This is a genomic window from Sinorhizobium prairiense (assembly GCF_029201645.2).
GTDB lineage: Bacteria > Pseudomonadota > Alphaproteobacteria > Rhizobiales > Rhizobiaceae > Sinorhizobium > Sinorhizobium meliloti_A.
The window spans coordinates 1,889,203-1,915,294 of record NZ_CP104131.1 but is presented as its reverse complement, the minus strand read 5'-3'; the positions used below and the strand labels follow the sequence as shown (position 1 = coordinate 1,915,294).

General features: G+C 62.1%; 24 protein-coding genes, 1 tRNA gene and 4 pseudogenes. 18 read left to right on the top strand and 11 right to left on the bottom strand.

Annotation, left to right across the window (positions count from 1 at the left end):
• Positions 1 to 47 precede the first annotated feature (47 nt).
• The 7 genes and pseudogenes from N0Q91_RS11930 to N0Q91_RS11900 all read left to right on the top strand — a co-directional run bounded on the left by N0Q91_RS11930 (position 48) and on the right by N0Q91_RS11900 (position 6,671).
• On the top strand, positions 48 to 485 hold the full coding sequence (locus N0Q91_RS11930) for a DUF6163 family protein (protein ID WP_100672273.1): 438 nt from the start codon (positions 48 to 50) through the stop codon (positions 483 to 485).
• A 130-nt stretch (positions 486 to 615) separates the two neighbouring features.
• Positions 616 to 1,128: a transcriptional regulator LdtR gene (gene ldtR / locus N0Q91_RS11925; protein WP_018094721.1), complete on the top strand. Its 513-nt coding sequence runs from the start codon at positions 616 to 618 to the stop codon at positions 1,126 to 1,128.
• Between the two features lie 423 nt (positions 1,129 to 1,551).
• Complete coding sequence (locus N0Q91_RS11920; protein WP_275596483.1) at positions 1,552 to 2,883, top strand: L,D-transpeptidase family protein; 1,332 nt, start codon at positions 1,552 to 1,554, stop codon at positions 2,881 to 2,883.
• 184 nt (positions 2,884 to 3,067) lie between these two features.
• Positions 3,068 to 4,363 carry a serine hydroxymethyltransferase gene (gene glyA, locus N0Q91_RS11915; protein ID WP_018094723.1) on the top strand — a complete coding sequence of 432 codons (1,296 nt, stop codon included), beginning with the start codon at positions 3,068 to 3,070 and terminating at the stop codon, positions 4,361 to 4,363.
• Positions 4,364 to 4,375: 12 nt separating this feature from the next.
• A complete protein-coding gene (gene nrdR / locus N0Q91_RS11910; RefSeq protein WP_003529310.1) occupies positions 4,376 to 4,849 on the top strand; it encodes a transcriptional regulator NrdR in 474 nt (157 codons plus the stop codon).
• 17 nt (positions 4,850 to 4,866) lie between these two features.
• Positions 4,867 to 6,050, top strand: a pseudogene (ribD, locus tag N0Q91_RS11905) (bifunctional diaminohydroxyphosphoribosylaminopyrimidine deaminase/5-amino-6-(5-phosphoribosylamino)uracil reductase RibD).
• On the top strand, positions 6,051 to 6,671 hold the full coding sequence (locus N0Q91_RS11900; protein WP_275596482.1) for a riboflavin synthase: 621 nt from the start codon (positions 6,051 to 6,053) through the stop codon (positions 6,669 to 6,671). It abuts the pseudogene before it with no gap.
• 84 nt (positions 6,672 to 6,755) lie between these two features.
• On the opposite strand, the gene N0Q91_RS11895 is transcribed toward N0Q91_RS11900, so the two are convergent.
• From N0Q91_RS11895 to N0Q91_RS11885, 3 genes are all read right to left on the bottom strand, one after another.
• Positions 6,756 to 7,106, bottom strand: coding sequence for a hypothetical protein (locus N0Q91_RS11895; RefSeq protein WP_018094726.1), 351 nt, complete (start codon positions 7,104 to 7,106; stop codon positions 6,756 to 6,758).
• A gap of 563 nt (positions 7,107 to 7,669) precedes the next feature.
• Positions 7,670 to 8,209, bottom strand: a complete 540-nt coding sequence (locus N0Q91_RS11890; RefSeq protein WP_100672160.1) for a GNAT family N-acetyltransferase — start codon at positions 8,207 to 8,209, stop codon at positions 7,670 to 7,672.
• Between the two features lie 40 nt (positions 8,210 to 8,249).
• Complete coding sequence (locus tag N0Q91_RS11885; RefSeq protein WP_100672161.1) at positions 8,250 to 8,753, bottom strand: cupin domain-containing protein; 504 nt, start codon at positions 8,751 to 8,753, stop codon at positions 8,250 to 8,252.
• Positions 8,754 to 9,003: 250 nt separating this feature from the next.
• On the opposite strand from N0Q91_RS11885, the gene ribH reads away from it, so the two are divergent.
• The 4 genes and pseudogenes from ribH to N0Q91_RS11865 all read left to right on the top strand — a co-directional run bounded on the left by ribH (position 9,004) and on the right by N0Q91_RS11865 (position 13,510).
• Positions 9,004 to 9,465 carry a 6,7-dimethyl-8-ribityllumazine synthase gene (gene ribH / locus N0Q91_RS11880; protein WP_018094729.1) on the top strand — a complete coding sequence of 154 codons (462 nt, stop codon included), beginning with the start codon at positions 9,004 to 9,006 and terminating at the stop codon, positions 9,463 to 9,465.
• Positions 9,462 to 9,944 (top strand): transcription antitermination factor NusB, encoded by a 483-nt coding sequence (gene nusB / locus N0Q91_RS11875; protein ID WP_003529296.1) that lies wholly within the window; start codon positions 9,462 to 9,464, stop codon positions 9,942 to 9,944. The genes ribH and nusB overlap by 4 nt, the downstream gene beginning before the upstream one ends.
• Before the next feature lie 4 nt (positions 9,945 to 9,948).
• Positions 9,949 to 11,176: pseudogene (locus N0Q91_RS11870) on the top strand (MFS transporter).
• A gap of 198 nt (positions 11,177 to 11,374) precedes the next feature.
• Positions 11,375 to 13,510: a sodium-translocating pyrophosphatase gene (locus tag N0Q91_RS11865; protein WP_018094731.1), complete on the top strand. Its 2,136-nt coding sequence runs from the start codon at positions 11,375 to 11,377 to the stop codon at positions 13,508 to 13,510.
• A gap of 73 nt (positions 13,511 to 13,583) precedes the next feature.
• On the opposite strand, the gene N0Q91_RS11860 is transcribed toward N0Q91_RS11865, so the two are convergent.
• Positions 13,584 to 14,090, bottom strand: a complete 507-nt coding sequence (locus tag N0Q91_RS11860) for an outer membrane protein assembly factor BamE (protein ID WP_018094732.1) — start codon at positions 14,088 to 14,090, stop codon at positions 13,584 to 13,586.
• A 137-nt stretch (positions 14,091 to 14,227) separates the two neighbouring features.
• Here N0Q91_RS11860 and N0Q91_RS11855 point away from each other — a divergent pair.
• The 6 genes and pseudogenes from N0Q91_RS11855 to N0Q91_RS11830 form a co-directional block, all read left to right on the top strand.
• A pseudogene (locus tag N0Q91_RS11855) lies at positions 14,228 to 14,749 on the top strand (ubiquinol-cytochrome C chaperone family protein); the annotation flags it as partial.
• A gap of 96 nt (positions 14,750 to 14,845) precedes the next feature.
• Positions 14,846 to 15,397 (top strand): YceD family protein, encoded by a 552-nt coding sequence (locus tag N0Q91_RS11850; RefSeq protein ID WP_275598122.1) that lies wholly within the window; start codon positions 14,846 to 14,848, stop codon positions 15,395 to 15,397.
• A gap of 193 nt (positions 15,398 to 15,590) precedes the next feature.
• Positions 15,591 to 16,634, top strand: coding sequence for a phosphate acyltransferase PlsX (plsX, locus tag N0Q91_RS11845; protein ID WP_275596481.1), 1,044 nt, complete (start codon positions 15,591 to 15,593; stop codon positions 16,632 to 16,634).
• A gap of 18 nt (positions 16,635 to 16,652) precedes the next feature.
• Positions 16,653 to 17,624, top strand: coding sequence for a beta-ketoacyl-ACP synthase III (locus N0Q91_RS11840; protein WP_275596480.1), 972 nt, complete (start codon positions 16,653 to 16,655; stop codon positions 17,622 to 17,624).
• A gap of 93 nt (positions 17,625 to 17,717) precedes the next feature.
• The gene (locus N0Q91_RS11835; protein WP_003529278.1) at positions 17,718 to 18,056 is read left to right on the top strand and encodes an integration host factor subunit alpha; all 339 of its coding nucleotides are present in this window, start codon (positions 17,718 to 17,720) and stop codon (positions 18,054 to 18,056) included.
• Positions 18,057 to 18,390: 334 nt separating this feature from the next.
• Positions 18,391 to 18,921: a MerR family transcriptional regulator gene (locus tag N0Q91_RS11830; protein WP_100672167.1), complete on the top strand. Its 531-nt coding sequence runs from the start codon at positions 18,391 to 18,393 to the stop codon at positions 18,919 to 18,921.
• Positions 18,922 to 18,984: 63 nt separating this feature from the next.
• On the opposite strand, the gene N0Q91_RS11825 is transcribed toward N0Q91_RS11830, so the two are convergent.
• Positions 18,985 to 19,200: a hypothetical protein gene (locus tag N0Q91_RS11825; RefSeq protein WP_275596479.1), complete on the bottom strand. Its 216-nt coding sequence runs from the start codon at positions 19,198 to 19,200 to the stop codon at positions 18,985 to 18,987.
• A 183-nt stretch (positions 19,201 to 19,383) separates the two neighbouring features.
• On the opposite strand from N0Q91_RS11825, the gene N0Q91_RS11820 reads away from it, so the two are divergent.
• A tRNA-Pro gene (locus tag N0Q91_RS11820) sits at positions 19,384 to 19,460 on the top strand.
• A gap of 353 nt (positions 19,461 to 19,813) precedes the next feature.
• Here the strand turns inward: N0Q91_RS11820 and N0Q91_RS11815 are convergent.
• From N0Q91_RS11815 to N0Q91_RS11790, 6 genes and pseudogenes are all read right to left on the bottom strand, one after another.
• Entirely contained in the window at positions 19,814 to 19,999 is a 186-nt protein-coding gene (locus N0Q91_RS11815; protein WP_345774908.1) for a hypothetical protein, read from the bottom strand.
• A gap of 578 nt (positions 20,000 to 20,577) precedes the next feature.
• On the bottom strand, positions 20,578 to 20,787 hold the full coding sequence (locus tag N0Q91_RS11810) for a hypothetical protein (protein WP_018094813.1): 210 nt from the start codon (positions 20,785 to 20,787) through the stop codon (positions 20,578 to 20,580).
• Between the two features lie 96 nt (positions 20,788 to 20,883).
• Positions 20,884 to 22,059: a glycosyltransferase family 4 protein gene (locus N0Q91_RS11805; RefSeq protein WP_275596478.1), complete on the bottom strand. Its 1,176-nt coding sequence runs from the start codon at positions 22,057 to 22,059 to the stop codon at positions 20,884 to 20,886.
• Positions 22,056 to 23,300 (bottom strand): annotated as a pseudogene (locus tag N0Q91_RS11800) (O-antigen ligase family protein). Before N0Q91_RS11800 ends, N0Q91_RS11805 begins: the two are co-directional and overlap by 4 nt.
• On the bottom strand, positions 23,297 to 24,859 hold the full coding sequence (locus N0Q91_RS11795; protein WP_275596477.1) for an undecaprenyl-phosphate glucose phosphotransferase: 1,563 nt from the start codon (positions 24,857 to 24,859) through the stop codon (positions 23,297 to 23,299). The pseudogene N0Q91_RS11800 and the gene N0Q91_RS11795 overlap by 4 nt, the downstream one beginning before the upstream one ends.
• A 58-nt stretch (positions 24,860 to 24,917) precedes the next feature.
• Complete coding sequence (locus N0Q91_RS11790) at positions 24,918 to 26,087, bottom strand: glycosyltransferase family 4 protein (RefSeq protein WP_275596476.1); 1,170 nt, start codon at positions 26,085 to 26,087, stop codon at positions 24,918 to 24,920.
• Positions 26,088 to 26,092 lie beyond the last annotated feature (5 nt).

Genomic DNA, 26,092 nt, shown 5'->3' with positions numbered 1-26,092 from the left:
GTCCTTCGCGCTGGTGGTTCGCAGACGCCCGGCCTATCTTGCCGGCCATGCTTCATGATTCTGTTCACGTGCCGAAACCGTCGCTCACCGAGGTGCTCTTCGCCTGGTTCCTGCGCCTGGTCGGTGCGTCCTGCTTCTGGTTCGCATTGAGCTATTGGGCCATGCTGATCGGCTTTTCCCATAGCGGCGCGGGCCGTTTCGATCTTCTGTCGCCGGAGTGGCGCGCGGCCGCCACGGCACTTGCAGTCGTCTACCCGGTCGCCGCCATTGGGCTCTGGCTTCTGGTCTCCTGGGGGCCGGTCGTCTGGGTGGTTGCCGCCGCGACGGAGATCGTCATGGACAAGTTCTATCCCGGCATCCTCGGCCACCGTCCGTTGCTGATCGTGCTCCACGGATCCGTCGCCGTCACTTTCGTGCTTTTCCGCGCCGCGCTGCTCTATCAGCGGCTGCGCCAGGTACGGAAGGTAAGGGTTGATTCACCCTGAGACAGGCTCGGTCGGCGGTAAGTTCATGTTAAGGCTGCGGTTTAAGTAGAATTTTATACGTATTCGATAGGGTCTCACTCAAGGCGGGAAGACAAAGAGACACCGCCAAACGAAACAGTGAGGCACGAAAATGAACACCAAGATGAAGCCGCAGGTTGTTGCGCCCAGAGACCCGCAGGAAGAAACCATCCGTGGTCTCTACATGGAATCCCTCCACCTCGTCGAGCGCCTGCATCGCCGCCTGCTCGACGTCATCAAGGACGAGTTCGACCGTCAGGGACGCAGCGACGTCAATGCCGTCCAGGCTCTGCTCCTGTTCAACATCGGCAACTCCGAACTGACCGCCGGCGAACTTCGCTCCCGCGGTTACTATCTGGGCTCGAACGTTTCCTACAACGTCAAGAAACTCGTCGATCTCGGCCTGATCAACCACCAACGCTCGCGTGTCGACCGCCGTTCGGTTCGCATCAGCCTCACGGAAGACGGGCAGGAGATCGCCGAAACCGTCGCCAAGCTTTATGAGCGCCACATCGGTTCGATCCAGAAGGTCGGCGGGATCGGCAGCGACGAGTTCACCCAGATGAATAAGCTCCTGCAGCGTCTCGACCGCTTCTGGAACGATCAAATCCTCTATCGCCTTTAATCGGGCATACCCCTCCAGTCTCAAGGGTCGGGCGCAATCCCTGCGTGTCCGACCTTTGCTGCATTTCACGCCATGGAGTTGCAGCGCCACGCCCCGCCGACGGGCGCGGAGACACGAATTGGCCATATTGCTGTGACAGCGACGCTTGGGTGCGGCAGATGCGCAATTGCGTCCATGTGACGGAAGTCGGTTGCGCGGCTCGCCTGCCGGGGCGGCTCTTGTTCGCGGGAACGTGAAGCGATTTGAGGGCCGGGTGGCACGCGGGTTTACCTTTGTTAACCATAGCCGTGCTAATGCATGTCGCCCAGAAGCGCAGATCGGTTTTGGGACGCGACTTGCATGAATGCAAAGACGTAAAGCGCATCGCGTAATGCGCTTTAGGGCTCGGGCAGCGCGCTTCTGGCGCATTGAGACGGTGGGACTATGTCGAAAAAGAACGGAATTGATGCTTTCTCGCGCCGCGCATTTCTGCGCTCGGCCGCAACCTTCGGTGCCGCCGCATGGGCAGGCGCCGCCGGCGCCCAGGATGCGCTGAACGAAATCATCAATTCGCCGCGCCGCGGCTCCTGGGACGACCAGTTCGATGCGAAGGCTTCGCGCACGGCTACTGCGGTCCTCTCCAACACGCCGGTCTTCGGCCCTGAAACGATCGCACATTTGCAGCAGGCGATCTTCGATTATCAGCAGATCGCATCCGCCGGAGGCTGGCCGATGGTCACGCCTGCGAGCACCCAAAGGCTCGAAATCGGCGTTACCGATCCTTCCGTCCAGCAGTTGCGTCAGCGCCTGATGATCTCCGGCGATCTGCCGCAGTCTGCCGGCATTTCCTCTTCCTTCAACTCCTACGTCGACGGCGCGGTCAAGCGCTTCCAGGCGCGCCACGGCCTTCCGGCCGACGGCGTGATCGGCGAATATTCCCTGAAGGCCATGAACGTCGACGCCTCGACCCGGCTCGCCCAGCTCGAAACAAACCTCGTACGGCTCCAGTCGATGTCCGGCGACCTCGGACGGCGCTACGTCATGGTCAACATCCCTGCGGCCTATATCGAAGCAGTGGAGAACGGCCGCGTCGCGTTGCGCCATACGGCCATCGTCGGCAAAATCGACCGCCAGTCGCCGATCCTCAATTCAAAGATCTACGAGGTCATCCTCAACCCCTACTGGACGGCGCCGCGCTCGATCATCCAGAAGGATATCATGCCGCTGATGCGCAAGGATCCGACCTATCTCGAGCGCAACGCGATCCGCCTTCTCGACGGCAACGGCAACGAAGTGTCGCCGGAAACCATCGACTGGCAGGCCGAGAAGGCGCCGAACCTGATGTTCCGCCAGGACCCCGGCAAGATCAACGCGATGTCCTCGACGAAGATCAACTTCCACAACGAGCACGCCGTCTACATGCACGACACGCCGCAGCAGGGCCTGTTCAACAAGCTGATGCGCTTCGAATCGTCCGGCTGCGTGCGCGTCCAGAACGTGCGCGACCTCTCCACCTGGCTGCTCAAGGAAACGCCCGGCTGGGCGCGTCAGCAGATCGAGGCGACGATCAAGTCCGGCGTCAACACGCCGATCAAGCTTGCCGAAGAGGTCCCGGTCTACTTCACCTATATAACCGCCTGGTCGGCAAAAGACCGTGTCGTCCAGTTCCGCGACGATATCTACCAGCGCGACGGTGCGGCCGAACTCGCGCTGCAAACGACGACGGGGATCGAGCAATCTGCCGGTCCCATCGACGCAGACGCCCTGCCGCAATAAGCAGAGAAGCCACATTCCTCATCACAGGCCGCGCGTTCCACGAACGCGCGGCTTTTTCAATTGGAGACGGCTGTGCGAACCCGGCGCGGCGGATGGCGGAAATGACGCAATCCGCATAGCGGATATTGCTCTCCGCGTGCGAGGAAGCTAAAGAACAGCCACCCTTCAGAGGAGCCTCGAGCCGATGCTTTCACAGACCAACGACGCTTTCTTCACCCGCTCTCTCGCCGACAGCGATCCGGAGATCTTCGGTGCGATCGAGAAGGAGCTGGGTCGCCAGCGCCATGAGATCGAGCTGATCGCCTCCGAGAACATCGTTTCACGGGCCGTGCTCGAGGCGCAGGGCTCGATCATGACCAACAAATATGCCGAGGGTTACCCGGGCAAGCGCTATTACGGCGGCTGCCAGTATGTCGATATCGCCGAGGAACTCGCGATCGAACGCGCCAAGAAGCTCTTCGGCGTCAACTTCGCTAACGTTCAGCCGAATTCGGGCTCGCAGATGAACCAGGCGGTCTTCCTGGCGCTGCTGCAGCCGGGCGACACCTTCATGGGCCTCGACCTCAATTCCGGCGGCCACCTGACGCATGGGTCCCCGGTGAACATGTCGGGCAAATGGTTCAACGTCGTTTCCTACGGCGTGCGCCAAGACGATCACCTTCTCGACATGGACGAGGTCGCCAAGAAGGCGCGCGAGCAAAAGCCGAAGCTGATCATCGCCGGCGGAACGGCCTATTCCCGCATCTGGGACTGGAAGCGCTTCCGCGAGATCGCCGACGAGGTGGGCGCGTGGCTGATGGTCGACATGGCGCACATTGCCGGTCTCGTGGCCGGTGGCCAGCATCCGTCGCCGTTCCCGCATTGCCACGTTGCGACGACCACCACGCACAAGTCCCTGCGCGGACCCCGCGGCGGCATGATCCTTACCAATGACGAGGAAATCGCCAAGAAGATCAATTCCGCCGTCTTCCCCGGTCTCCAGGGTGGTCCGCTGATGCATGTGATTGCCGCCAAGGCAGTCGCGCTTGGCGAGGCGCTGCAGCCCTCCTTCAAGGATTATGCGGCCCAGGTCGTCAAGAACGCCCGCACCCTTGCCGAAACCTTGAAGGCCAACGGCCTTGACATCGTCTCGGGCGGTACCGACAACCACCTGATGCTGGTCGACCTGCGCAAGAAGAACGCGACCGGCAAGCGTGCCGAAGCTGCTCTCGGCCGTGCCTACGTCACCTGCAACAAGAACGGCATTCCCTTCGACCCCGAAAAGCCCTTCGTCACCTCCGGCGTGCGCCTCGGTGCACCGGCCGGTACGACGCGCGGCTTCAAGGAGGCGGAGTTCAAGGAGATCGGCGAACTGATCGTCGAGGTGCTCGACGGTCTCAAGGTCGCCAATTCCGACGAGGGCAATGCCGCAGTCGAGGCTGGCGTGCGCGAGAAGGTGATCAAGCTCACCGACCGCTTCCCGATGTACGGCTATATGTGATCGGACGGCTGCATGCGCTGCCCCTATTGCGGTTCCGAAGACAGTCAGGTGAAGGATTCCCGTCCGGCAGAGGACGGGAACGCCATTCGCCGCCGCCGCATCTGCCCGGATTGCGGCGGCCGCTTCACGACCTTCGAGCGGGTGCAGCTGCGTGAGCTGATGATCATCAAGAAGACCGGTCGGAAGGTTCCTTTCGACCGGGATAAGCTGCTGCGCTCCTTCGAGATCGCGCTTCGCAAGCGCCCGGTGGATCGCGACCGGATCGAACGGGCGGTGTCGGGCATCGTCCGCCGGCTCGAAAGCTCGGGCGAAACCGAAATTCCCTCGGAGGAAATCGGCCTTCAGGTGCTCGAGGCGTTGAAGAGCCTCGACGACGTTGCCTTCGTGCGCTACGCGTCTGTCTATCGCGATTTCTCCCATGCGGAAGATTTCGAAAAGGTGATTGCCGAGATAAGCGCCAAGATTGCCCGCGATCCGGGCGAATAGGCCGGAGAGCACGGGGTATGGGCGAGCCGACACGTGAAGACGAACGTTTCATGGCGGCGGCGCTGCGGCTTGCAAGACGCAATCTCGGCCTGACTTCCACCAATCCCTCGGTCGGCTGCATCATTGTCAACGAAGGGACGATCGTCGGCCGAGCCGTGACCGCTTCGGGCGGGCGGCCGCATGCGGAAACACAGGCGCTTGCGGAGGCCGGCGAACAGGCGAGGGGAGCGACCGCCTATGTCACTCTCGAACCCTGTTCGCATCATGGCAAGACCCCGCCCTGCGCGGATGCGCTGATCGCTTCGGGGATCGCCCGTGTCGTCGTTTCCATCCTCGATCCCGACGAACGCGTTGCCGGCCGCGGGGTGGTGATGCTGCGCGATGCGGGGATCGCCGTCGACATCGGCACGCTCCATGAAGAGGGCGGGCGCGTGCTCGAGGCCTACCTCATGCGTCAGCGGAAGAAACGTCCGCATGTGACTTCTGAAACTTGCGGTTTCCGCCGATGGCATGATCGGCCGGAGAGGCGAGGGGCAGGTGAGGATTTCCGGTGCCGTCGCTCGCGCCCAGGTGCAGATTTTGCGAGCCGAGACGGACGCGATTCTTGTGGGTATCGGTACGGCCGTTGCCGACGATCCGCAACTCACGGTGCGGATCCCGGGACTGGAGGAGCGCTCTCCGATCCGGATCGTGCTCGACCGCCGGCTCGATCTGCCGCTCGACTCGAAATTGGTCCGCACGGCGCGCGACGTTCCGCTGATTGTCGTTGCGGGTGATGCAGGATTCCCTTCTCCCCGCATACGGGGAGAAGGTGCCCGAAGGGCGGATGAGGGGCAGCCAGGCGGCGCGCAGATGCCTCTCTCTGCGCTCGCGGAGAGAGGTCGATTACGACGCCAGGCGAGCTGGCCTCGAAGCGGCAGGAGCCGAGCTGCTGAACGCCGATACCATCCCCGACCTCCTGGCCGCACTTGCGTCCCGGGGCATCTCCTCCCTGCTCGTGGAGGGTGGGGCCCGGGCGGCGCGTTCGTTTCTCGATGCGGATCTGGTGGACCGAATCCTGCTCTTCACCTGCCCGCCGGCGATTGGCGAAGGCGGCATTCCGTCCCCATTTCAGAGGACGTCGGTGCCGGAGGGCTTCACACTTCGCCGCACGGCGCGCTACGGCGACGATCTGTTCGAGGATTATGAGAGAGAAAGCTGAATGTTCACAGGCATCATCACCGATATCGGCACGGTCGAGAAAGCTTCACCCCTCAAGGAAGGCATCAAGCTTCGTGTCGCCACCAATTACGACCCTCAGACCATCGATCTGGGCGCCTCCATCGCCCATGCCGGCATCTGCCTGACCGTCACGTCGCTGCCGGAAGCGGGCAGCAACGAGCGCTGGTTCGAGGTCGAGGCATGGGAGGAAGCGCTGAGGCTGACGACGATCGCCGACTGGCGGGAGGGGACGCGCATCAATCTCGAGCGCTCGCTGAAGATCGGCGACGAACTGGGTGGCCACATCGTGTCCGGCCATGTCGACGGCAAGGCGGAGATCCTCGCGGTCGAAGCGGAGGGGGAAGCGGTGCGCTTCCGCCTCAGGGCACCCGAACATCTCGCGAAATTCGTCGCCCCCAAGGGCTCGGTGGCGCTCGACGGAACGTCGCTCACCGTGAACAAGGTGGATGGCGTCGAGTTCGACGTATTGCTGATCCGTCATTCGCTCGAAGTGACGACCTGGGGCGAACGCAAGTCCGGCGATCTCGTCAATTTCGAGGTGGACACGATGGCGCGCTACGCGGCGCGATTGGCCGAATTCCCGGCTCCCAAGGACGAATAACGTCCGGCCGAAAGAAATCGCCCGTCAAAAAAGTCCGCCCCGAAATGGGGGCGGACGAGTTTGTCGGGCAGCCGGCCGAAAACATCAGCGCAGATAGATCGTCAGTCCGCCATCGGCCGCCTGCGTCGCCGCGGCGACGTTGTCGATTTCGACATTGCGTGCCCTGAGCGAAGCGAGCAGCGGTCTGTTGGCTTCGACGGCGGCTCGCAATGCGGCGCGCTGCCCCGGTGTCGCCTCGTCGACCCGCATACGGGTCTGATTCAGACGGCTCAACGTGTCGACATCGACGACGCGGAAATTGTCGCCCTTGAAGGTGCGCACGGTCTGGTCGATCCGGTCCGGCCAGTTCATTTCGACGCTCGCCGCCTGGGAGATGCCGGCGAAGGTAAGGGCGGAGAGGGTGGCGATGACGGAGATTTTCGCAATGCTGTTCATTGTCATGCTCCTTTGGTTTTGCGGCTGCCCCCGGTGACGATCGGTCCGTAGATCTGCCACGGCCGTTTTGCTTCTCTGAGGCGCAGCCTGCAGGCCAGCACGGGTCGTTTACGGGTGATGTCACCCGCAGCGAAGAAAGCTGGACCGTTTCGACTGGTTGGTACTGCGCCTTGTTCGCGTCCGACTGGGATCCCGCGCCGTGCCAACGGTCATGAAACTGGACCGGAATGTGGCCGTTTCGGTGGCGTAAACGGCTGAAAATAATTAAGAATTGTTCATCTTCCGCTTCTGCGATCCGCGCGGCGCCGTAGGAAACTTCCTGGAAGTGCTTTAACGCCTGTTGAGAATGGGCCACCGCCGCCGCTTGTTTGATCGCCTCATTCCTGTGCTTGTCACAGGAATCCAGCCAGACCAAGTCCTTGGGCGGAACGAACGCTTCCCGCGCCGCGGACGCGGCGCTGCTGGATCCCTGTGACGAGCACAGGGATGAGGAAGAGGAGAGGTTGCAGTCCTCCGAAAAGCTTCCTTCAGCGGGCGGAAAACCCCACATACTCTTTCCCGGTCTAAGCTTCCGATCCCTTCGGCCGCCTTTCGAACATGACCATCGGCCGGCCGTTATAGGTCGTGCGCCAGAATTCCTTGAAACCGTGTTTCAGGGCGACATTGATCGAAGCCTGGTTGCCCGGTTCGATGATGCAGGTCTTCCTCAGCACGGGAAACTGACGGTCGGCCCAGGCGAGGGCGGCGGTCACGGCTTCCGTCGCCAATCCGCGGCCGTGGTTCTTCGGTGAAATCGCCCAGCCCGTCTCCATCGTTCCCTCCAGCGAGGGCGTGATCTGGCGATGCGCTTCGTGGAAGCCGGCCTCTCCGATAAAGGCGCCGCTTTGCTTGTCCTGGATCGCGAAGAAGCCGAAGCCGAAGTAGTGCCACATGCCGACCTGGCGCAGGAATCGCGTCCAGGACTGTTCGCGCGTGTACGGCACGCCGCCGGTATAACGGGTCACTTCCTCGTCGCCGAAGAGTGCGCAATAGGAAGGAAAGTCGTCGCGCCGGTAGGGGCGCAGGAATAGCCGCTCGGTCTCGATCGTGGGGACGCTGTGCATTGTCGCTCCGCTTGTTCTGACAGGGGAAGGAGTAGAGTTCTCAGAAGCCCGGTTCACCGTCCCAATAGTCGGCCGCCGAGGGCGCGCGGCCGATGAAGTCGAACGACGCCTGGCTTTCGCCCGGACGCCGGGTCCGGGCAAGGAACTTGCCGGAGTCCGGATATTCGCAGATTTCGGTCGCTGCGATGGTGGAAATGGACAGGTATTTGAGCGGGACGGTGCCGGTATTGATGAGGTGATGCGCGGTCTCCTGGCCGCCAGCGGGGGCTCCGAGTATGTCGCCTGGTCCGACCGCATGGCGTTCGCTGCCGAAACGGTAGGTACCTTGCCCCTCGAGGATGATGAACAGCTCTTCTTCGACATGGTGGTTATGGAATGGACACCCGGATTTGCCGGGCGGAACCTCGCCGTAGCCTATGCCGATATCCTTGAGGCCGAGAAGCGACCCGAAAGAGACGTCGCTGGATTCGAAGAACGAGCCACGGCGCCAGTGGTCGAGCTTCAGGTTCTTCGGATTGACGATGGGCTTTTGCGCGTCCGTCATCGCAGTCGTCCTCCTGGTCGCGTCGCATGCCCGGCTCGACCTCGCGGAATCGGTCTGGGCGCGCTTAAGGATTAGAGACAGTTGGCGCCGTTACAAGCGGGTTTGCTGTTCGGCTCCACCAATATCGAAGATTGCGGTACGGCAAATGCCCTTCGGTTAACGGAATTTACTTGCCATTCCGTGCCGGGCATGGTTTGACCGCCGCCTGCACCGGCCAAGTCCGGTCCGAATTTTTCAAGACAGGTGATCCATGGCGAAGATCAAGCCCGTCCACATCCTGATTGTGGAAGCGCGTTTCTATGACGATATGGCCGACGCGCTCCTCGATGGAGCGAAACATGCGCTGGATGCGGCCGGCGCCACTTATGATATTGTGACGGTTCCGGGAGCGCTGGAAATTCCCGCGGCGATCGCCATGGCGCTCGACGGCGCCGACGAAGGCGGGGCGGAATATGACGGCTTCGTTGCGCTCGGCATGGTGATCCGCGGCGAAACCTACCATTTCGACATCGTCGCCAACGAGTCCGCGCGCGCGCTGATGGATCTCGCCGTCAGCGAGAGCCTGGCACTCGGCAACGGCATTCTGACGGTCGAAAACGACGATCAGGCCTGGGCACGGGCCCGCCGTACGGAAGGCGACAAGGGCGGATTCGCCGCGCGCGCCGCCCTGACCATGATTGAACTGAAGCAAAGATTGGGCGCAGAGAAGTGACGAACACCCCTTCGGATCAGCCGCTGAAACAGGTCAACCAGCGTGGCGCCGCGCGCCTTGCAGCCGTTCAGGCGCTTTATCAGATGGATGTCGGCGGGACCGGCGTCCTGGAGATCGTCGCCGAATACGAGGAACATCGCCTCGGCAAGGAACTGGACGGTGACACCTATCTCAGGGCAGACGCGTCCTGGTTTCGCTCGATCGTTGCGGGCGTCGTGCGCGACCAGCGCAAGCTCGATCCGTTGATCGGCTCGGCGCTTCAGGACGATTGGGCGCTTTCCCGGCTCGATTCCACCGTTCGCGCAATCCTGCGCGCCGGCACCTTCGAGATACTGGAGCGAAAGGACGTGCCGGTTCCGGTGATCGTGACCGAATATGTCGAGATCGCCAAGGCCTTCTTCCAGGACGAAGAGCCGAAGCTCGTCAACGCCGTCCTCGACCGGATCGCCAAACAAGTTCGCGGCGACCAGAGAAAGTAAGCGGATGGCCACCGAGCCGGCAGAAATCCGAACGGTCCTCCGCGAGGCGCGTCGCAACGTGCAGTTGCTTACCGTGGCGCAGGCACTGCTCGGCGTTGTCGGGCCGATCAGTTTTGCCGTCGGCGGGGTTGCCGGCCACCAGTTGCTCGGCGAAGACAAGTCGCTCGCGACGGCGCCGCTCACCGCCTACAATCTCGGCATGGCGCTCGGCGTCGTGCTCGTTGCGGTGTTGTCGCGAACTCGTTGGCCGGCGCTTCGCCTTCATCGCCGGTGCGTCGATCGCTGCGCTCGGCGGCGTGCTCGCCATGGCTGCCCTTTTCCGGGAGAGTTTCTGGTTCTTCGCCTGCGGCCTCGCCGTGCTCGGCGCTTCCAACGGCTTTACGCAGAAGCTCCGCTTTGCCGCAGCCGACGCCTCGCCCTCCTTCTACAAGGCCAAGGCGATTTCCTGGATCCTGGGAGGCGGCATCGTCTCGGCGATCCTCGGACCGCAGATCGTCATCTTCGCGGGCGATTACTTTGCGCCCGTGTGGTTCGCGGGCGCTTTCGTCGCTCTCGTACCGGTCTGCCTCGTCGCGCTCTTCTTCTTCGTGCCGCTACGGCTGCCGGACCACACATCGGCATCGACCCATCATGAGCAGCCTCCCGCGCGTCCGCTGCGCGAGATTGCGGGCAGCCAGCGTTTCATGACGGGAATGATCTGCGGGATTTCCAGCTATGTCCTGATGACCTTCATGATGACGGGCGCGCCCGTTGCCATGGTTGTCGGCTGCGGCTTTTCGAGCGATCTCGCGACGCTCGGAATCCAATGGCACGTGCTTGCGATGTTCGCTCCGAGTTTCGTGACGGGCTGGCTGATCAGCCGCTTCGGCGCCGAACGCATCGTCGCATGCGGTCTCCTCCTGCTGATGGCCTGCGCTGCCGTGGCTCACCTCGGTGTCGCACTCTGGAATTTCTGGGGGGCGTTGTCGCTGCTCGGCCTCGGCTGGAATTTCGGTTTCATCGGCTCCACGGCGATCGTCGCGCAGAGTTACCGGCCGCATGAGGCAGACAAGGTCCAGGGCTTTCACGACATCGTTCTCTTCTCAGCCGTCGCTTGTTCTTCCTTCGCGTCCGGCAAGGTGCTTTCCGCCTATGGTTGGGACATGCTGAGCGCGGTTGTCTGGCCAGTGGCCGGTTTTTGCCTTCTTCTCCTTCTCCCGCTCATGCGCGCGGGCAAGCAAGCCACCGCCTGAAAGCCGGTTTTATCCGAATGCCTCCCGGACCCTGAAAAGGCCGGCATGCGGGCAATTTCAGGGGCTTGACGATCCACATCGGCAACAGCACTCTGGCCGCGCCGCGAAAACGCGTCGCTTGAGGAGGCGGCGTGTGATTCGCGGAGAGGGGCCTGCGGCAGGGATGAGCCCGCAGGTTGTAACGGAGGAAAGTGCGAAATGACCATATTGTTGGGCGTTATCGCATGCGGGTTGCTTTCGGTGGTCTATGCCATCTGGGCGACAAGGTCGGTGCTTGCCGCCGACCAGGGGAATGCCCGCATGCAAGAAATCGCAGGTTTTATCAGAGAGGGGGCGCAGGCCTACCTCACGCGTCAGTACACAACCATCGCCATCGTCGGCGTCGTCGTTTTCATCGCCGCATGGGTCCTGTTGTCGGGTGCAGCCGCCATCGGCTTCCTTATCGGTGCGGTGCTCTCGGGTGCCGCAGGCTTCATCGGCATGCATGTTTCGGTCAGGGCCAACGTCCGTACGGCCCAGGCCGCCTCGGTCAGCCTCGCCTCCGGTCTCGACATCGCATTCAAATCCGGTGCAATCACCGGCATGCTGGTGGCCGGCCTCGCCCTCCTGGGCGTCTCGGTCTACTATCTCATACTCACCGCAGGCCTGGGGCATGAGCCGGCCGCGCGCGAGGTCATCGATGCGCTTGTCGCGCTCGGCTTCGGGGCGTCGCTGATTTCGATCTTTGCCCGTCTCGGCGGCGGCATCTTCACGAAAGGCGCCGATGTCGGCGGCGACCTCGTCGGCAAGGTGGAAGCGGGTATCCCCGAGGACGATCCGCGCAACCCGGCGACGATCGCCGACAACGTCGGCGACAATGTCGGCGACTGCGCCGGCATGGCCGCCGACCTGTTCGAGACCTATGCGGTTTCCGTCGTTGCGACGATGGTGCTTGCATCGATCTTCTTCGCAGGGACCCCGATGCTCGCAACCGTCATGACTTATCCTCTGGCGATCTGCGCGGCCTGCATCATCACCTCGATCATCGGCACCTTCTTCGTCAAGCTCGGCGCCAACGCCTCGATCATGGGCGCGCTTTATCGCGGGCTGATCGTTACGGGCGCTCTGTCGATCCTCGGCCTTGGCGCGGCGACATCGCTGACGATCGGATGGGGTTCGATCGGAACGGTCGCGGGCATGGACATCACCGGCTGGAATCTGTTTCTCTGCGGCATCATCGGCCTTATCGTCACCGCGCTGATCGTCGTGATCACCGAATATTATACGGGGACGAACAAGCGGCCTGTGAACTCGATCGCGCAGGCCTCGGTCACCGGCCACGGCACCAACGTGATCCAGGGTCTCGCCGTGTCCCTCGAATCGACGGCCTTGCCGGCAATCGTCATCGTCGGCGGCATCATCGCGACCTACCAGTTCGCCGGCCTCTTCGGGACGGCCATCGCCGTGACCGCCATGCTCGGTCTTGCCGGCATGATCGTAGCGCTCGACGCCTTCGGTCCCGTGACCGACAATGCCGGCGGGATTGCCGAGATGTCGCATCTGCCGCCCGAGGTCCGCAAGTCGACCGACGCGTTGGACGCCGTCGGCAACACCACCAAGGCCGTGACCAAAGGTTATGCGATCGGTTCGGCGGGGCTTGGTGCCCTGGTACTCTTCGCGGCCTATTCCAACGACCTTGCCTATTTCGCCGCCAATGGCGACAAGCATCCCTATTTCGCCGACGTGGGGACGATCTCCTTCGATCTGTCCAATCCTTACGTCGTCGCCGGGCTGATCTTCGGCGGTCTCATCCCCTATCTCTTCGGCGGCATCGCAATGACCGCCGTCGGCCGTGCCGGGAGCGCCGTCGTCGAGGAGGTTCGTCGTCAGTTCAAGGAAAAGCCCGGCATCATGGAAGGCAAGGATCGGCCGGACTATGGCCGGGCCGTCGACATGCTGACGAAGGCGGCGATCCGCGAAATGATCATCCCGTCGCTGCTGCCGGTGCTGGCGCCGATCGTCGTTTATTTCGGCGTGCTGCTGATCTCCGGCTCGAAGGCGTCCGCCTTCGCGGCGCTCGGTGCCTCGCTCCTCGGCGTGATCGTCAACGGCCTTTTCGTGGCCATCTCGATGACGTCCGGCGGCGGTGCCTGGGACAATGCCAAGAAGAGCTTCGAAGACGGCTTCGTCGACCGCAACGGCACGCGCCACATGAAGGGATCCGAAGCGCACAAGGCCTCGGTGACGGGTGACACCGTCGGCGATCCCTACAAGGATACCGCCGGTCCGGCGGTCAACCCCGCGATCAAGATCACCAATATCGTGGCCCTTCTCCTGCTCGCCGTCCTGGCCTGACGCAGGCGTCTTGAAAAACAGAAGGCCCGCGGGACCTGGTCTCGCGGGCCTTTTTTGATCCGTTGCGGCTCGGTTACTTGCCGAAGTCCTTGAACAGGTTGCGCGCGGCGGCCTGTCCGGCGCCGGGGCCGCTCAGGAGCTGGCCGAGGAAGCTCGATTCCTTGCCGCCGGTCGGCGTCGTTCGCGACAGCATGTCGAAGACCTTCCCGTCCTTCAACGTGTAGTGCGCGAGCTGGCTGACGGTGCCTTCCTTGTCGAAATAGACGGCGAGGATGGACTGATCGATGATCTTCGGCTTCATGAAGGCGACCGGCCGTTTGCGGGTCTGGGAGATGTAGTAGAACACCTCATTGTCGAATGTCGCGGTGGTCGAAGGCGTGCCGAGCGAAAGCAGCACCTGCTCGCGGCTCGATCCGACCGGCACGAGTGCCAGCGTTTCCTGGTCGACGACATAGCCCTGATGCAGGACTTCACCCACATTCGCGGACATGCAGGCGGAAAGGGCGGTAGTACACAGGGAAGCCACGAGCACGGCACGGCCCAGGACTTTGAGGTTTGTCGTCAAATACCGCTTCGTCAAGGACTGCTCCCCTGGAGTAACGATTGGCAGATCGGCCATTGCAATTCGTGCCCGCTTCGGTAAACCAGCTTCGGCTATCATGCAACATGATCATGGGCGCTTGCCCCTGATTTCGAGAAAGCCAGCCGGCCTCTGTGATGATTTTTGGACTGTTCAAGAAAAAAAGCGGCAATATTGCGATTGTGAAGCGCCAATATGCGGCACTGACCGCGGCGGCGCGCCAACCGTTTCTCTATACCGACCTCGATGTGCCCGACACGGTCATGGGGCGCTTCGAGATGTTGTCGGCGATTCTGATCCTTTATTTCCGCCGCACGCGCAGCTCGGCGCGAGCCGGCCAGGAGATCGCGCAGGAGATTGTCGACGCCTTCTTCGAGGATGTCGACCATTCCATCCGCGAGCTCGGCGTCGGCGACATGAGCGTGCCGAAGAAGATGAAGAAACTTGCCGGCATGTTCTACGGCCGCCTCGAATCCTACGCGGCGGCCCTTGAAGGACGCGACGCCGGCGCACTGGCGGCCGCATTGCGGCGCAATTTCCACGCCGACGTAGAGGACGCGCCGTCCATGCAGGGCCTCGCCTCCTACCTCCTTGCGGTCGAGTCCGTACTCTCGGATACCACGGAAGAGGCCGTCGAGACGGGTCAGTTGCGCATCCCCGGCCGGAACGTAAAAGCGCCGCGATCGTTCGTCGATCAAATGGCAGCGCGCCGACCGCCGCCCTGCAGCGGTGCCGGCGCGAGGAAGGACCTGAACATGAAGCAAGAGAGCAAACCGGCATTCTCCTACCCGGTGAAGGTGGGGCATATTTCGGCAAATCCTGTGACCGTGCATATGTCGGCGAACGATGCCGAACTGCGGGCTCTTGCCGAGCTTTGGCGCGTGGAAGGCGTCTCTTCCCTTGCCGCCGACCTGCAGATTGCGCGCTGGAAAAAGGACGGTGTGAAGATCAAGGGCGAGGTTCGTGCGCATATCGTCCAGTCCTGCGTCGTGACGCTCGAGCCGGTCGAGTCTGATATCCGGGAACCGGTGGATGCGATCCTCGTACCCGAGGGATCACGTCTCGCGCGGCAGGCCGACGCCGACGGCGGCGAGATGATCGTCGATCCGGACGGACCCGACCTGCCAGATACCTTCACAGGCGATACGATCGATGCCGGCGTGGTCGTCAGCGAGCACGTCGCGCTCGCCATCGATCCCTATCCGCGCAAGCCGGGCGCCGCTTTCGGCGAACGCATCGAAAGCTCCGCCGCGGACGACGAACGGCCGAACCCGTTCGCGGTGCTGAAGGACTGGAAAAAGGATTGAAACGGCTGAGCCCCGGCTTACAATTCGGTTGTCACGCCGACGAAAAGCAGTATTTTGGCCCGACTCCAGCCAAGGGGGCCGCTACGCCGAGACATTGCATGCCGGCCCCACTTCAGAAGGAACATGGATCGCCGCCGCTTGATGCTTGAGGGGCGAAACATGTTGCGTGGCGGGAAAAAAGGATAAGACACGCGTGGTCAGAATTTCACTTGACGTGATGGGAGGCGACTATGGTCCTGAAGTCGTCATCCCGGGCGCAGCGAGAGCGCTCGAACGTCACCCGGACATAAAGTTCGTTCTTTTTGGCCAGGAAGCGCGGTGCGTGGAACTGCTCGCCAAGCACCCGAAGCTCAAGGCGAGCAGCACGTTCCATGATTGCGAGATTGCCGTCGGCATGGACGAAAAGCCGAGCCAGGCGCTTCGGCGCGGACGCGGCAAATCGAGCATGTGGAAGGCTATCGACGCGATCAACGCCGGCGAAGCGGATGTGGTCGTCTCGGCCGGGAACACCGGCGCCCTGATGGCGATGTCGGTTTTCTGTCTGAGGACGATGCAGGGCATTCAGCGGCCGGCGATCGCCGCCATCTGGCCGACGCTGAAGGGCGAAAGCATCGTTCTCGACGTCGGCGCTACGATCGGCGCGGACGCGCAGCAACTCATGGATTTCGCCCTGATGGGCGGCGCAATGGCCCGGGCGCTCTTCGAAGTTGAGCGTCCTTCCGTCGGCCTTCTAAATGTCGGCGTGGAGGAGATCAAGGGCCAGGAAGAGGTAAAGGAGGCCGGGCGCCTGATCCGTGAGGCCGACGTCGAGGGGATCGAATATTACGGCTTCGTCGAAGGCGACGATATCGGCCGCGGCACCGTCGATGTCGTGGTGACCGAGGGCTTTTCCGGTAATATCGCGCTGAAGGCAGCAGAGGGGACGGCGCGTCAGATCGCCGAATATCTGCGCGCCGCGATGTCGCGCACGCTTCTTGCAAGGGTCGGCTATGTCTTCGCCAAGGGAGCCTTCGACCGGCTCCGCGAGAAGATGGATCCGCGAAAGGTCAATGGCGGGGTTTTCCTCGGTCTCAACGGCATCGTTATCAAGAGCCATGGTGGCGCGGATGCCGAGGGCTTCGCCGCGGCCATCGACGTCGGATACGATATGGTGAAGAACGGCCTGAAGGCGAAGATCGAGACCGATCTGGCACGGTATCATGGCGCCCAGCCGTCCGAAGCCCTTCCGCGGGCATGAATGATGAGGTTTGAGTAGATGATCCGTTCTGTCGTGCGCGGCTTCGGGGCAGCACTGCCGAAGCGAGTGATGACCAATAAGGAAATCGAATCCAAGGTCGACACGTCCGACGAATGGATCGTGCAGCGGACCGGCATCCGCCAGCGCTATATCGCAGGCGAGGAGGAGACGAGCGCCTCTCTCGGCGAGGCGGCGGCGCGTGCGGCGCTCGCGAAAGCCGAGCTGACGCCCGACGACATCGACCTGATCATCGTCGCGACCTCCACTCCGGACAATACCTTCCCTGCAACCGCGGTGAACATCCAGAACCGCCTCGGCATGCGGCACGGTGCGGCTTTCGATATGCAGGCGGTCTGTTCCGGCTTCGTCTACGCGGTCGCGACGGCTGACGCCTATATTCGCGGCGGTCTCTCCAAACGCGCGCTGGTCATTGGCGCCGAGACCTTCTCGCGACTTCTAGACTGGACCGACCGGACGACCTGTGTGCTCTTCGGCGACGGCGCCGGTGCGATCGTCCTGGAGGCGCAGGAGGGGGCCGGCACGAAGGCTGATCGAGGCGTTCTGACGGCGCAATTGCGCTCTGACGGCGCCCACCGTGACAAGCTCTATGTCGACGGCGGGCCGTCCACGACGGGCACCGTCGGCCATCTCCGGATGGAAGGGCGCGAGGTCTTCAAGCATGCGGTCGGCATGATCACCGACGTGATCGAGGCGGCTTTCGAGGCAACCGGGACGACCGCCGACGACATCGATTGGCTGGTTCCGCACCAGGCCAACCGCCGCATTATCGACGGCTCGGCCAAGAAGCTCGGCATCCCTCTCGAAAAGGTTGTGGTTACCGTCGATCTGCATGGCAACACCTCCGCGGCGTCGATTCCGCTTGCCCTTGATGCCGCCGCCTCCGACGGCCGGATCAAGAAGGGTGATCTCGTAATGCTCGAAGCGATGGGCGGGGGCTTCACCTGGGGCTCCGTTCTTCTACGCTGGTAAGAAAATAATGAATTACGGCAGGCGCTTGACCGGAAAAGACAAGGGCAATAGTCTTCAATCGCTGATCGGCATGCCAGACATCGGTGGGGGAAGATGAGCGGAAAAACAGTAACGCGGGCAGACTTGGCTGAATCGGTTTTTCGCAAGGTGGGTCTGTCTCGCACGGAGTCCGCCGAACTCGTGGAAACTGTCATCGACGAGATCTGCAACGCAATCGTGCGTGGCGAGAGCGTGAAGCTGTCTTCTTTCGCAACGTTTCAGGTGCGCGACAAGAACGAGCGCATCGGCAGGAACCCGAAAACCGGCGAGGAAGTGCCGATTTCTCCGCGCCGGGTGATGACCTTCAAGGCTTCGAATGTCCTGAAGCAGCGGGTCCTGAAGGCGCATCTGAGCCGCAAGTCCAAGTTGAAACCGTCCAACCCGGCCGGCTGAAGCGCCGTTGACCACCACAAATGTGGTTGAAAACCCATCCATAAGCCATTGAAATAGGCATGATTCGTGTAATCATCGCCTGACGATCCGTGCGTCGCGTAGCCGATCTTGCGCGGCGAGCAAGCGCCGCCCGAAGCATTGCCGGGAAAGTGCTTAGCGGTTTTCCGTACGGAAGTGCGGAGCTTCAAGGACTTAGAGGGTTTCAGTCTTTCCATGAAACACTGAAAGCGCTGGTCCTAGCGGCGATTTGGATGGCGGATACGCAGACAGAGGACGTAAACACGTCGCAGGAATCGGTTCAGATCCCGACGCGCCTTATGGAGATGGGGACCACATGGAGAAAAGCCCGGATGCTTTCCGCACCATCAGCGAGGTTGCGGACGAACTCGATCTCCCCCAACACGTGCTTCGTTTCTGGGAAACCCGGTTCCAGCAGATCAAGCCGATGAAGCGCGGTGGCGGGCGCCGCTATTATCGCCCCGAGGATGTCGACCTGCTCAAGGGCATCCGCCACCTCCTCTACGATCACGGCTATACGATCAAGGGTGTGCAGAAGCTTTTGAAAGCCAACGGCAACAAATTCGTCGCCGCCATCGCGAGCGGGGATCTTGCGACCGTCGAGGCGCTTGCCGCTTCCAGCAACGAAGAGCCGGCGCCGCCCAAGGCGGGCGTGGCGGAGGAGGACCAGATCGTCGGCCGTCCGAAGGCACCGGCGAGCCGGCGTTTCTTCTCTTTCGGCACCGGAAGCGACGATGCCGAGATAACCGTCGGCAAGACGTCGGTCGGCAAGGAAGACAGGGCGCTGCTGCAGGAAGCGCTCTACGACCTCCTCGAATGCAAGCGTCTGCTCGATCAGGTTCGGTAGTAGGGAAGACACGGGAAGGGGGCCTCGAAAGCAGTGCCGAGGCCCAACTCGGTCGTGATCAACTTATTCGGCCGCTTCTTCCGTCGACTGCGGTGCATTCTTCTGTTTCAGGAGGAGATCGTCAGAGGTCGACTGCTCGGCCTTTGCCACGCTCGCGGTCGTGATCTCCTTGTCGACTTTGTCGATCGATGCCGTGGTGTTGGAATGGCCCAGGCAATCGGCTGACGCTGCCGTCGCCGATAAAGCGAAGGCGGCTGCAAGTACGAGGATGCTCTTCATCGGGCTTCTCCTGTGGTTTGCAGGCGCAGTTTATCCAGCACGGGACATCGATCCAAATCACAAAACTGTTGTCTTGCCGCTTCCGCTACAGTCGGCGGCCTCCTGTGATGGGCGAGCTCCATTTTCCCCCTTGCGCCGGGCGTGTGTTCCGACTAATGAGAGCGGGCTTGTAACCAAGCGGGTCGGAGCGTAGCGCAGCCCGGTAGCGCACTTGACTGGGGGTCAAGGGGTCGTGGGTTCGAATCCCGCCGCTCCGACCATTTTCCGCTTTGGTTTCAATGCGATATGATAGGCGCCCTTGCGCAATCCTGGATCTTTGTTTTCGCGCTGATTCGTTTCCACTGCATCTTGAGCCTGTTATAGGTGATCGGATACCGGTCGCCCCTCTTCCTCCCCATCTCCTTCAAGACGGCGCTCGGTTGCGGCGTTGATCGAGCTGCACCAGCGTGTGCTCAAGTTGCCCGGAAGTGGCAGCATCCTCGGGGCGAGGGAGGAGATAAGGACGCTGCCGCTCCGTCCGGAGACGGGCTTTAACGGTCAGCTGCAAAGATGGTTCCGAATGGCGCTTTGTGTTTTTGCTTCGGGGGGAGTAAGCCCGCTTGTTCTCACTCTGTCATCGATGTGACAACCACCTTCTGCCGAGATACTCCAAGGCCTTCAGGCGACTGTGATCGGCTCCGCGGGTCACTCCAACTGACTTCCGCCGCTGTGCCATCGTTTTCTTTGGAGTGTCAGCATCCTTGTTCTCGTCGCGTGAGGCACTTTGCTCCGGCAACGCGTAGTCGTCTCTATCTTGCATCAATCAATTCCTAATGCGCTGGGGAGTGGGAGCCTCAGAGCTGCGGAGAAGGGACAATCTTTACAGCTCTGAGGTCATCACTCACCCAAGCGGCTGGGGGCCGCTCGACGGTGACAACTCCAATTGGTCTGAAAGGTTTCGCTCGACGGCGTGGCTAAGACCTTTGCCATCGATAAACCCGACCAAGGTCCGATATGCCGTCGGCGGGAAGCGGTGGCACGGCTATAGGAACATCGCCCTCGGGCCATGGGGCGAGTGCCATTCCCAGCCTTGAAAAGCGTGAGCCCCGGCGCTGGCAAAACAGGCGCTTTCCCTTGATTCCTGTTCCGCTGAGAGTACAATATGTCCAAGCGACGTTCGAAGCGGTTCCCTTGAATGGAACAGGGCAAATGCGCCCCAGCTAGAAGATGACACGTCGCGACCGGAGCTGCAGCAAGTCCCCCGCTGCAGCTCTATTTGTGTCAGGCCATTTTTCGGTTTGGAGCGGGCTGCCGCCGTCGCCTCGATCATCGTCCGGCCATCAACCCTGCCGGCCTCACCGAGTCCCTCTTTCGCCTGTCCGGTGCGTCGTAGGACGCCTAGATGCTCCTGTTCGCCACTGAAAGCTCGCATCGCCATTTTTTGACGCTAAGAGCTGGGTGCTGTCCCGACCAGTTGCTGACATACATTGCGGAGCGGAACGTGCACTGCATCAACGTTTCCTGGATCTCCAGGTGCAGGCGCTCCTCACGGCATTTTTCGGGCGCCGAAATAAGGCACACCGTTAGTACCAGTGTTACCGGTCCCATGATTGCCCCCATACAATATAAATAGAATTATAAATGCCTAATAAAGTGTAATGGAATGTACTGAACGTCTGTGGCCAAATCTGGGCTGATTCGATCCTATGGCTGCTGTCGGCGCCGCTGCGCTGCCATTCGCCGGTAAACCTCTTCCGTCTCGTCGAGCATGCGTTTCAGTGTAAAACGGTCCCGGCGTGCCGAAGCCGCGCTGGCAAGGCACCGAAATATATCCGGGTCGGCTGCCGCTATCATCGCTTTTGCAAGCGGTGAGGCGTCCTCGCTGTTCGGAACGACGTAGCCGTTCTCTCCGTGATCGACGGCCGTTCTGGCTCCGCCGACGTCGGAAATGATGATCGGCCGGCCGGCGGCGGCGGCTTCGAGCATCACATAGGACATTGCCTCGTAGCGGCTCGGCATGACGAGGAGATCGAATGCGGGCACCGCCTGAGGGCCCGTAAAGGCCGAGGTCAGATGGATGCGGTTCTGCAAACCGCTTGCGGCGATCGCGGCGCGGACCTCTTCCTCCAATTCTCCCGATCCGACCAGCACAAGGTGACCGTTCCTGATCGCCGTCGCGGCCTTGCCGAAGGCATTGATGAGACGCTCGGGGGCCTTTTGCGCCGAGAGCCGGCCGATGAAGCCGAAAACGAAGGCGTCAGGTGGAATGCCGAAGCTGGCGCGCACCGTCTGCGCCATGCCGGTCGAGGGGGTCTCGACGCCGTTGACGATGACGGACATGCCCTGTCTCGAAATGCCGATCGACAGCGCATGAGCGAGTTCGTCACCGGAGACGGTGACGAGATGATCGGTGAAGAAACGGGCGAGAAGCGCCTCTATGCCCCCGTATATCATCCGGCCGCTGCGGCCGAGCGTCGGATCCATCGTCCTGAAGGCATGCGGCGTGTAGACGCGCGGTACGTGCCTTCCCGGCAGGCGCAGGCGCGTCAGGGCTCCGGCCTTGGAACTGTGCCCGTGAACGACGTCGAACGGCCCGGCAGTGCGGATGATGCGATTTATGGCGCGAAAGCAGGACCAGTCGGAGGGGGCGGGCGCCCGGCACATGCCGACGGCGTGAATGGCGGGAAGGCCGAGTGCCTGGAGTTCGCGCACGAAACCGTCTTCGGCCCGAACAGGAGAATAGATCGCTTCGACATGATGACCGCGCGCATGCATGCCGCGGCAGAGATCGAGAAAGTGGCGCCCGGACCCGCCGCCGCTGGGTTCCAGTACCTCGAGCAGGCGCAGAGGGGCGTCGAGCGGCTCGCTACCCGTGGTCATGCGGTCGTTCCGGAACGGATCTGCCTTCTATGGCGATATTCCAGCGCGGCGCACCCCAGAGAATGCCGAGAAGCAGGTAGAAATGGCGCCAGTGGTCGGTGTCGATCACGTTGCCGATGCCGACATGGCCGATAAGCGTGATCCAGGCGATCATCAGATATGGTTGCCACGGCCTCTCGAGCAGCAGAAACCGGAAGCCGAGCGACAGCGTCCAGAGGATGAGCGTGACATAGGCGACGAAGCCGAGCCATCCATAGGATGTCAGGCTCTTCAGAAGCACGTTGTGCTCGTCTTCAGGGAACATGGTGCTGAACACCATGGGGCCGATGCCGAGCGGCTTTTCCATGGCCATCAAAAAGCCGATCCGGTGCCGGTCGAAACGCCCGAGATGTCCGCCGTCATAATCCTGAACGAGCTGCGTGCGGCTCGAGAAGAGAGAGGCAACCTGGTCAGATTGCAGGGCGACCACGAGTGCTGCCACCACGAACAGGGCGCCGGAGAGGGTCAGCACGAGAATCCGGAGGCGGAAGAGACCGCTGCGCTGCTTAAGCAGCATGACGAAGACGAAAGCGACGACGCAGAAGAGGTCGAGAGCCCAGGCCGCCCGCGAGAAGGAGAGGAACACGCCGAGCGTGAGCACCAGCAGCCCGGCGATCTTCAAGGGCGCCCGGCTGATCTGCTGCGTCAGCAGGCCGTGAAGGAGGTAGAGGGTGGGGGCTACGAGAAACGGTCCGAAGACATTCGGGTCCTGAAACGCTCCCTTTGCCCGATCGTACAGCGTGAAGTTCGCCGCACCCGGTATCGCGCCGAAATAGCCGAGGATGCCGAGGAGGGCGGTGATGACTGCGGCTGCCACCCAGGCGTTGAGGATGAGCGGCAGGCGCTGGTAGCTCTCTTCGATGATGGCCGCAAAAAACACCGCCGTGAGGCAGAGGAAGCCGGTAACGGCCATATACATCGGACCGGTCCCAAGGTCGGCCATCACCGTCAGCGACAGGATGCCGCCGATCATGAACAGGGCGAGAAGGACCGTGAGCGGAGCCGTGGCACGGGAGATCCTGAGGCCGAAAAGCGCCCAGAGGCCGATGAGCCCCGCCATGAAGATCTCGTCAGGGCGCGGGCTCGGCGATGACGAACCCGGACAGGAAGACGCCGATCGTCACCAGGCAGGAGCCGACGAGCGAAATCGCGGCAAGCTGCGGGCGAAGGATAGCCGGCCGCGATGCGGTGACGGCGGTCAATAGGCGTTTTCCGTATTCAGCAGCCGAAACGGCGTGAGGATGAGAATCTTCAGGTCGAGCAGCAGCGACCAGTTCTCGATATAGTAGAGGTCGAATGCCGTTCGGAATCGGATCTTTTCGTCGTTGTCGATCTCACCGCGCCAGCCGTTGATCTGTGCCCAGCCGGTCACTCCCGGCTTGACGCGGTGGCGGGCAAAATAGCCTTCGACGACATCGGAATAGGTTCGGTCCTTCGTCTGCGCGAGCACGGCGTGGGGACGTGGCCCGACGAGCGAGAGCTCGCCTTTCAGCACATTGAAGAACTGGGGCAATTCGTCGATCGAAGATTTGCGCAGGAAGCGTCCGACGGGGGTTACGCGAGGATCGTTCTTGGTTACGGCGTTGCGCGCGGTCGGGTCGCTCATATGCGTGTACATCGAGCGGAACTTGTAGACCTCTATGGTCTCGTTGTTGAAGCCGTGGCGGTGCTGCTTGAAGATGATCGGACCGGGCGAGGTGACCTTCACCGCGACGGCGGCAGCGAGCATGACGGGCCAGAGCAAAGCGAGCGCCACGAGGCTGAAAAAGATATCGAAGCAGCGCTTGGCGACGGAATCCCAGTCGGCGATCGGCTTGTCGAAGATGTCGAGCATCGGGACCTGCCCGACATGCGAATAGCTGCGTGGGCGGAAACGGAGATTGTTGGCGTGCGCCGCGAGCCGGATGTCGACCGGAAGCACCCACAGCTTTCTGAGGAGTGCGAGGATGCGCTTTTCCGCAGTCAGCGGCAGCGAGATGATCAGCATGTCGATGCGGGCGAGACGGGCGAATTCGACCAGTTCGTCCACCGTCCCGAGTTTCGGATAGCCGGCAATCACATTCGGGGACCGGCGCTCGTCTCGATCGTCGAAGATCCCGCAGATGCGGATATCGTTGTCCGGTTGATGCTCGATCTCCCGGATCAGGTCCTTCGCGGGCTGCCCGCCACCGACGATGACGGCTCGCCGTTCCATGGTGCCGTTTCTCGACCAGTGACGGATCGAATAGGCGATGAATGCGCGCTCCGCGACGAGGAAAAACCCGCCGGCGAGGAACCATGCGCCGATCCAGAACCGCGAATAGAGGTGGCCCGATTTGAGAAAGAAAAGGCCAAGCGCAATCACGCCGAACGCAGCCGTCCAGGCACCGAGGACGCGCGGCGTCATCCTCAGCCAGGCGCGCAGTGCCGGCACCTGGTAGGCGTCGGCGACCTGCATGGCGGCAACGGCGAGCGCCGGCCCCCCGGCGAGGATGAGGAGATAGACCGGCAGTTGCTCCAGCGCCGGCGCGACATATTGTGCATTGATGCCGTAGCCGATGGCAAAAAGTGCGCAGAAGTCGAGAAGCCGGATAAGTCCGGTGATCATCGCCGGTGTGTAGGTGTCCGCACGGAACTGGAGGGCGATCTGCTTCGCCAGCGGGTTGAGCCCCGCATTTCCCCCTGTCCCGTTCTTTTGTTCGGTGGTGGTCTTGCGGATCTCCGAGACCTTCTTGCGAAGCGCTTCGGGGTTGAAGCTCTCTGGCCTGTCAAACTGGTTCATGGTCGCTTTCCGGCGCTGAAGTCCTTCGCCCGGATAGCAGAAAGCCACTAAGAAACGCTTACGTTGTACGCAGCCGCCCCTGCGGCACAAGCGATTCCTCGGTGAGGTCTCGATAAAGCTGCATCACGTGTCTGGTCATCACCGATGCGGCGAAGCGGGATTTGAACCGGTCCGCGTCGGGCATCGTCCGGGCAGCCCAGCCGGCGTCCAGGATGGCGTCTGCCATGAGGCGGGCAAGCGCCCCCGCATCGCCGGGTTGGACGAGCGCCTCGCTATCGGACCCGAGAACCTCCGGGATGCCGCCGACGCGGGTCGCGATTACGGGCTTTCCGGCGGCGAGCGCTTCCAGAAGGATATAGGGCATGGATTCTGCGCGGGAGGGAATGACGACCTTGCGGGCCAGAGCGAAAGCCTCGCGCGCCCTCATTGCCGGCAGCAGCCGGACGCGATCGGCGAGACCCATGCGCAGGGTCATTTCTTCGTATTGCCGCTGCTGCGGGCCATCTCCGACCATCAAGGCGGAAAGCCTGCGGCCGGCGATCTCTTCGGCTGCGGCAAATCCTTCGATAAAAAGATCGGGACCCTTCAGGTCCCGCATCATGCCGATATAGAGGAAATCGACAGCGCCCGGGCCCGTCTCGACCGGTTCGAATTCCGCATCGTCGATGCCGTTATAGATCAGCTCGTTGCGCGCCAGTGGAGGGCCGACCCTGGCGCCGTAGGTGCGGCGTTCGTATTCACAGACGAAGACGAGGGCGTCGGTCAGGCGTTCCTGCAGGCGCTCGACGCGCAGAATGAGCGAACCAGCCAGGGACCGGCGCTCGAAGTGAAGGCTGCCCCCATGGGGCGAATAGAGGCGGGCTACGCGATACTTGTTGACCCGCAGGGCTGAACCGACGATGCGCGCCATCACGCCGCCCTTGGCGCCGTGGCCGTGCAATACATCCGGTTGCAAACTTCTGATTTCCTTGTAGCCGCGCCAAAGCGCCGCGGCGTCCGATGCCCCGATCGAACGATGGATTGGAACACGGATGATGCCGAGCGCCAGATGCGGGCGAACCTCTTCGAAGAGCGCGTCCTCGTGGGCCCCGCCGGTGGTGCTGTCGCAAAGGATTCCGACCTGATGTCCGGCGTCCGCATGCGCTTCGGCAAGGTCGCGCACGTGCCGGAATATGCCGCCGACCGGGGATCTGAAGCAATGCAGAATGCGCAAGGGGCGTTCGCTCATGGCGA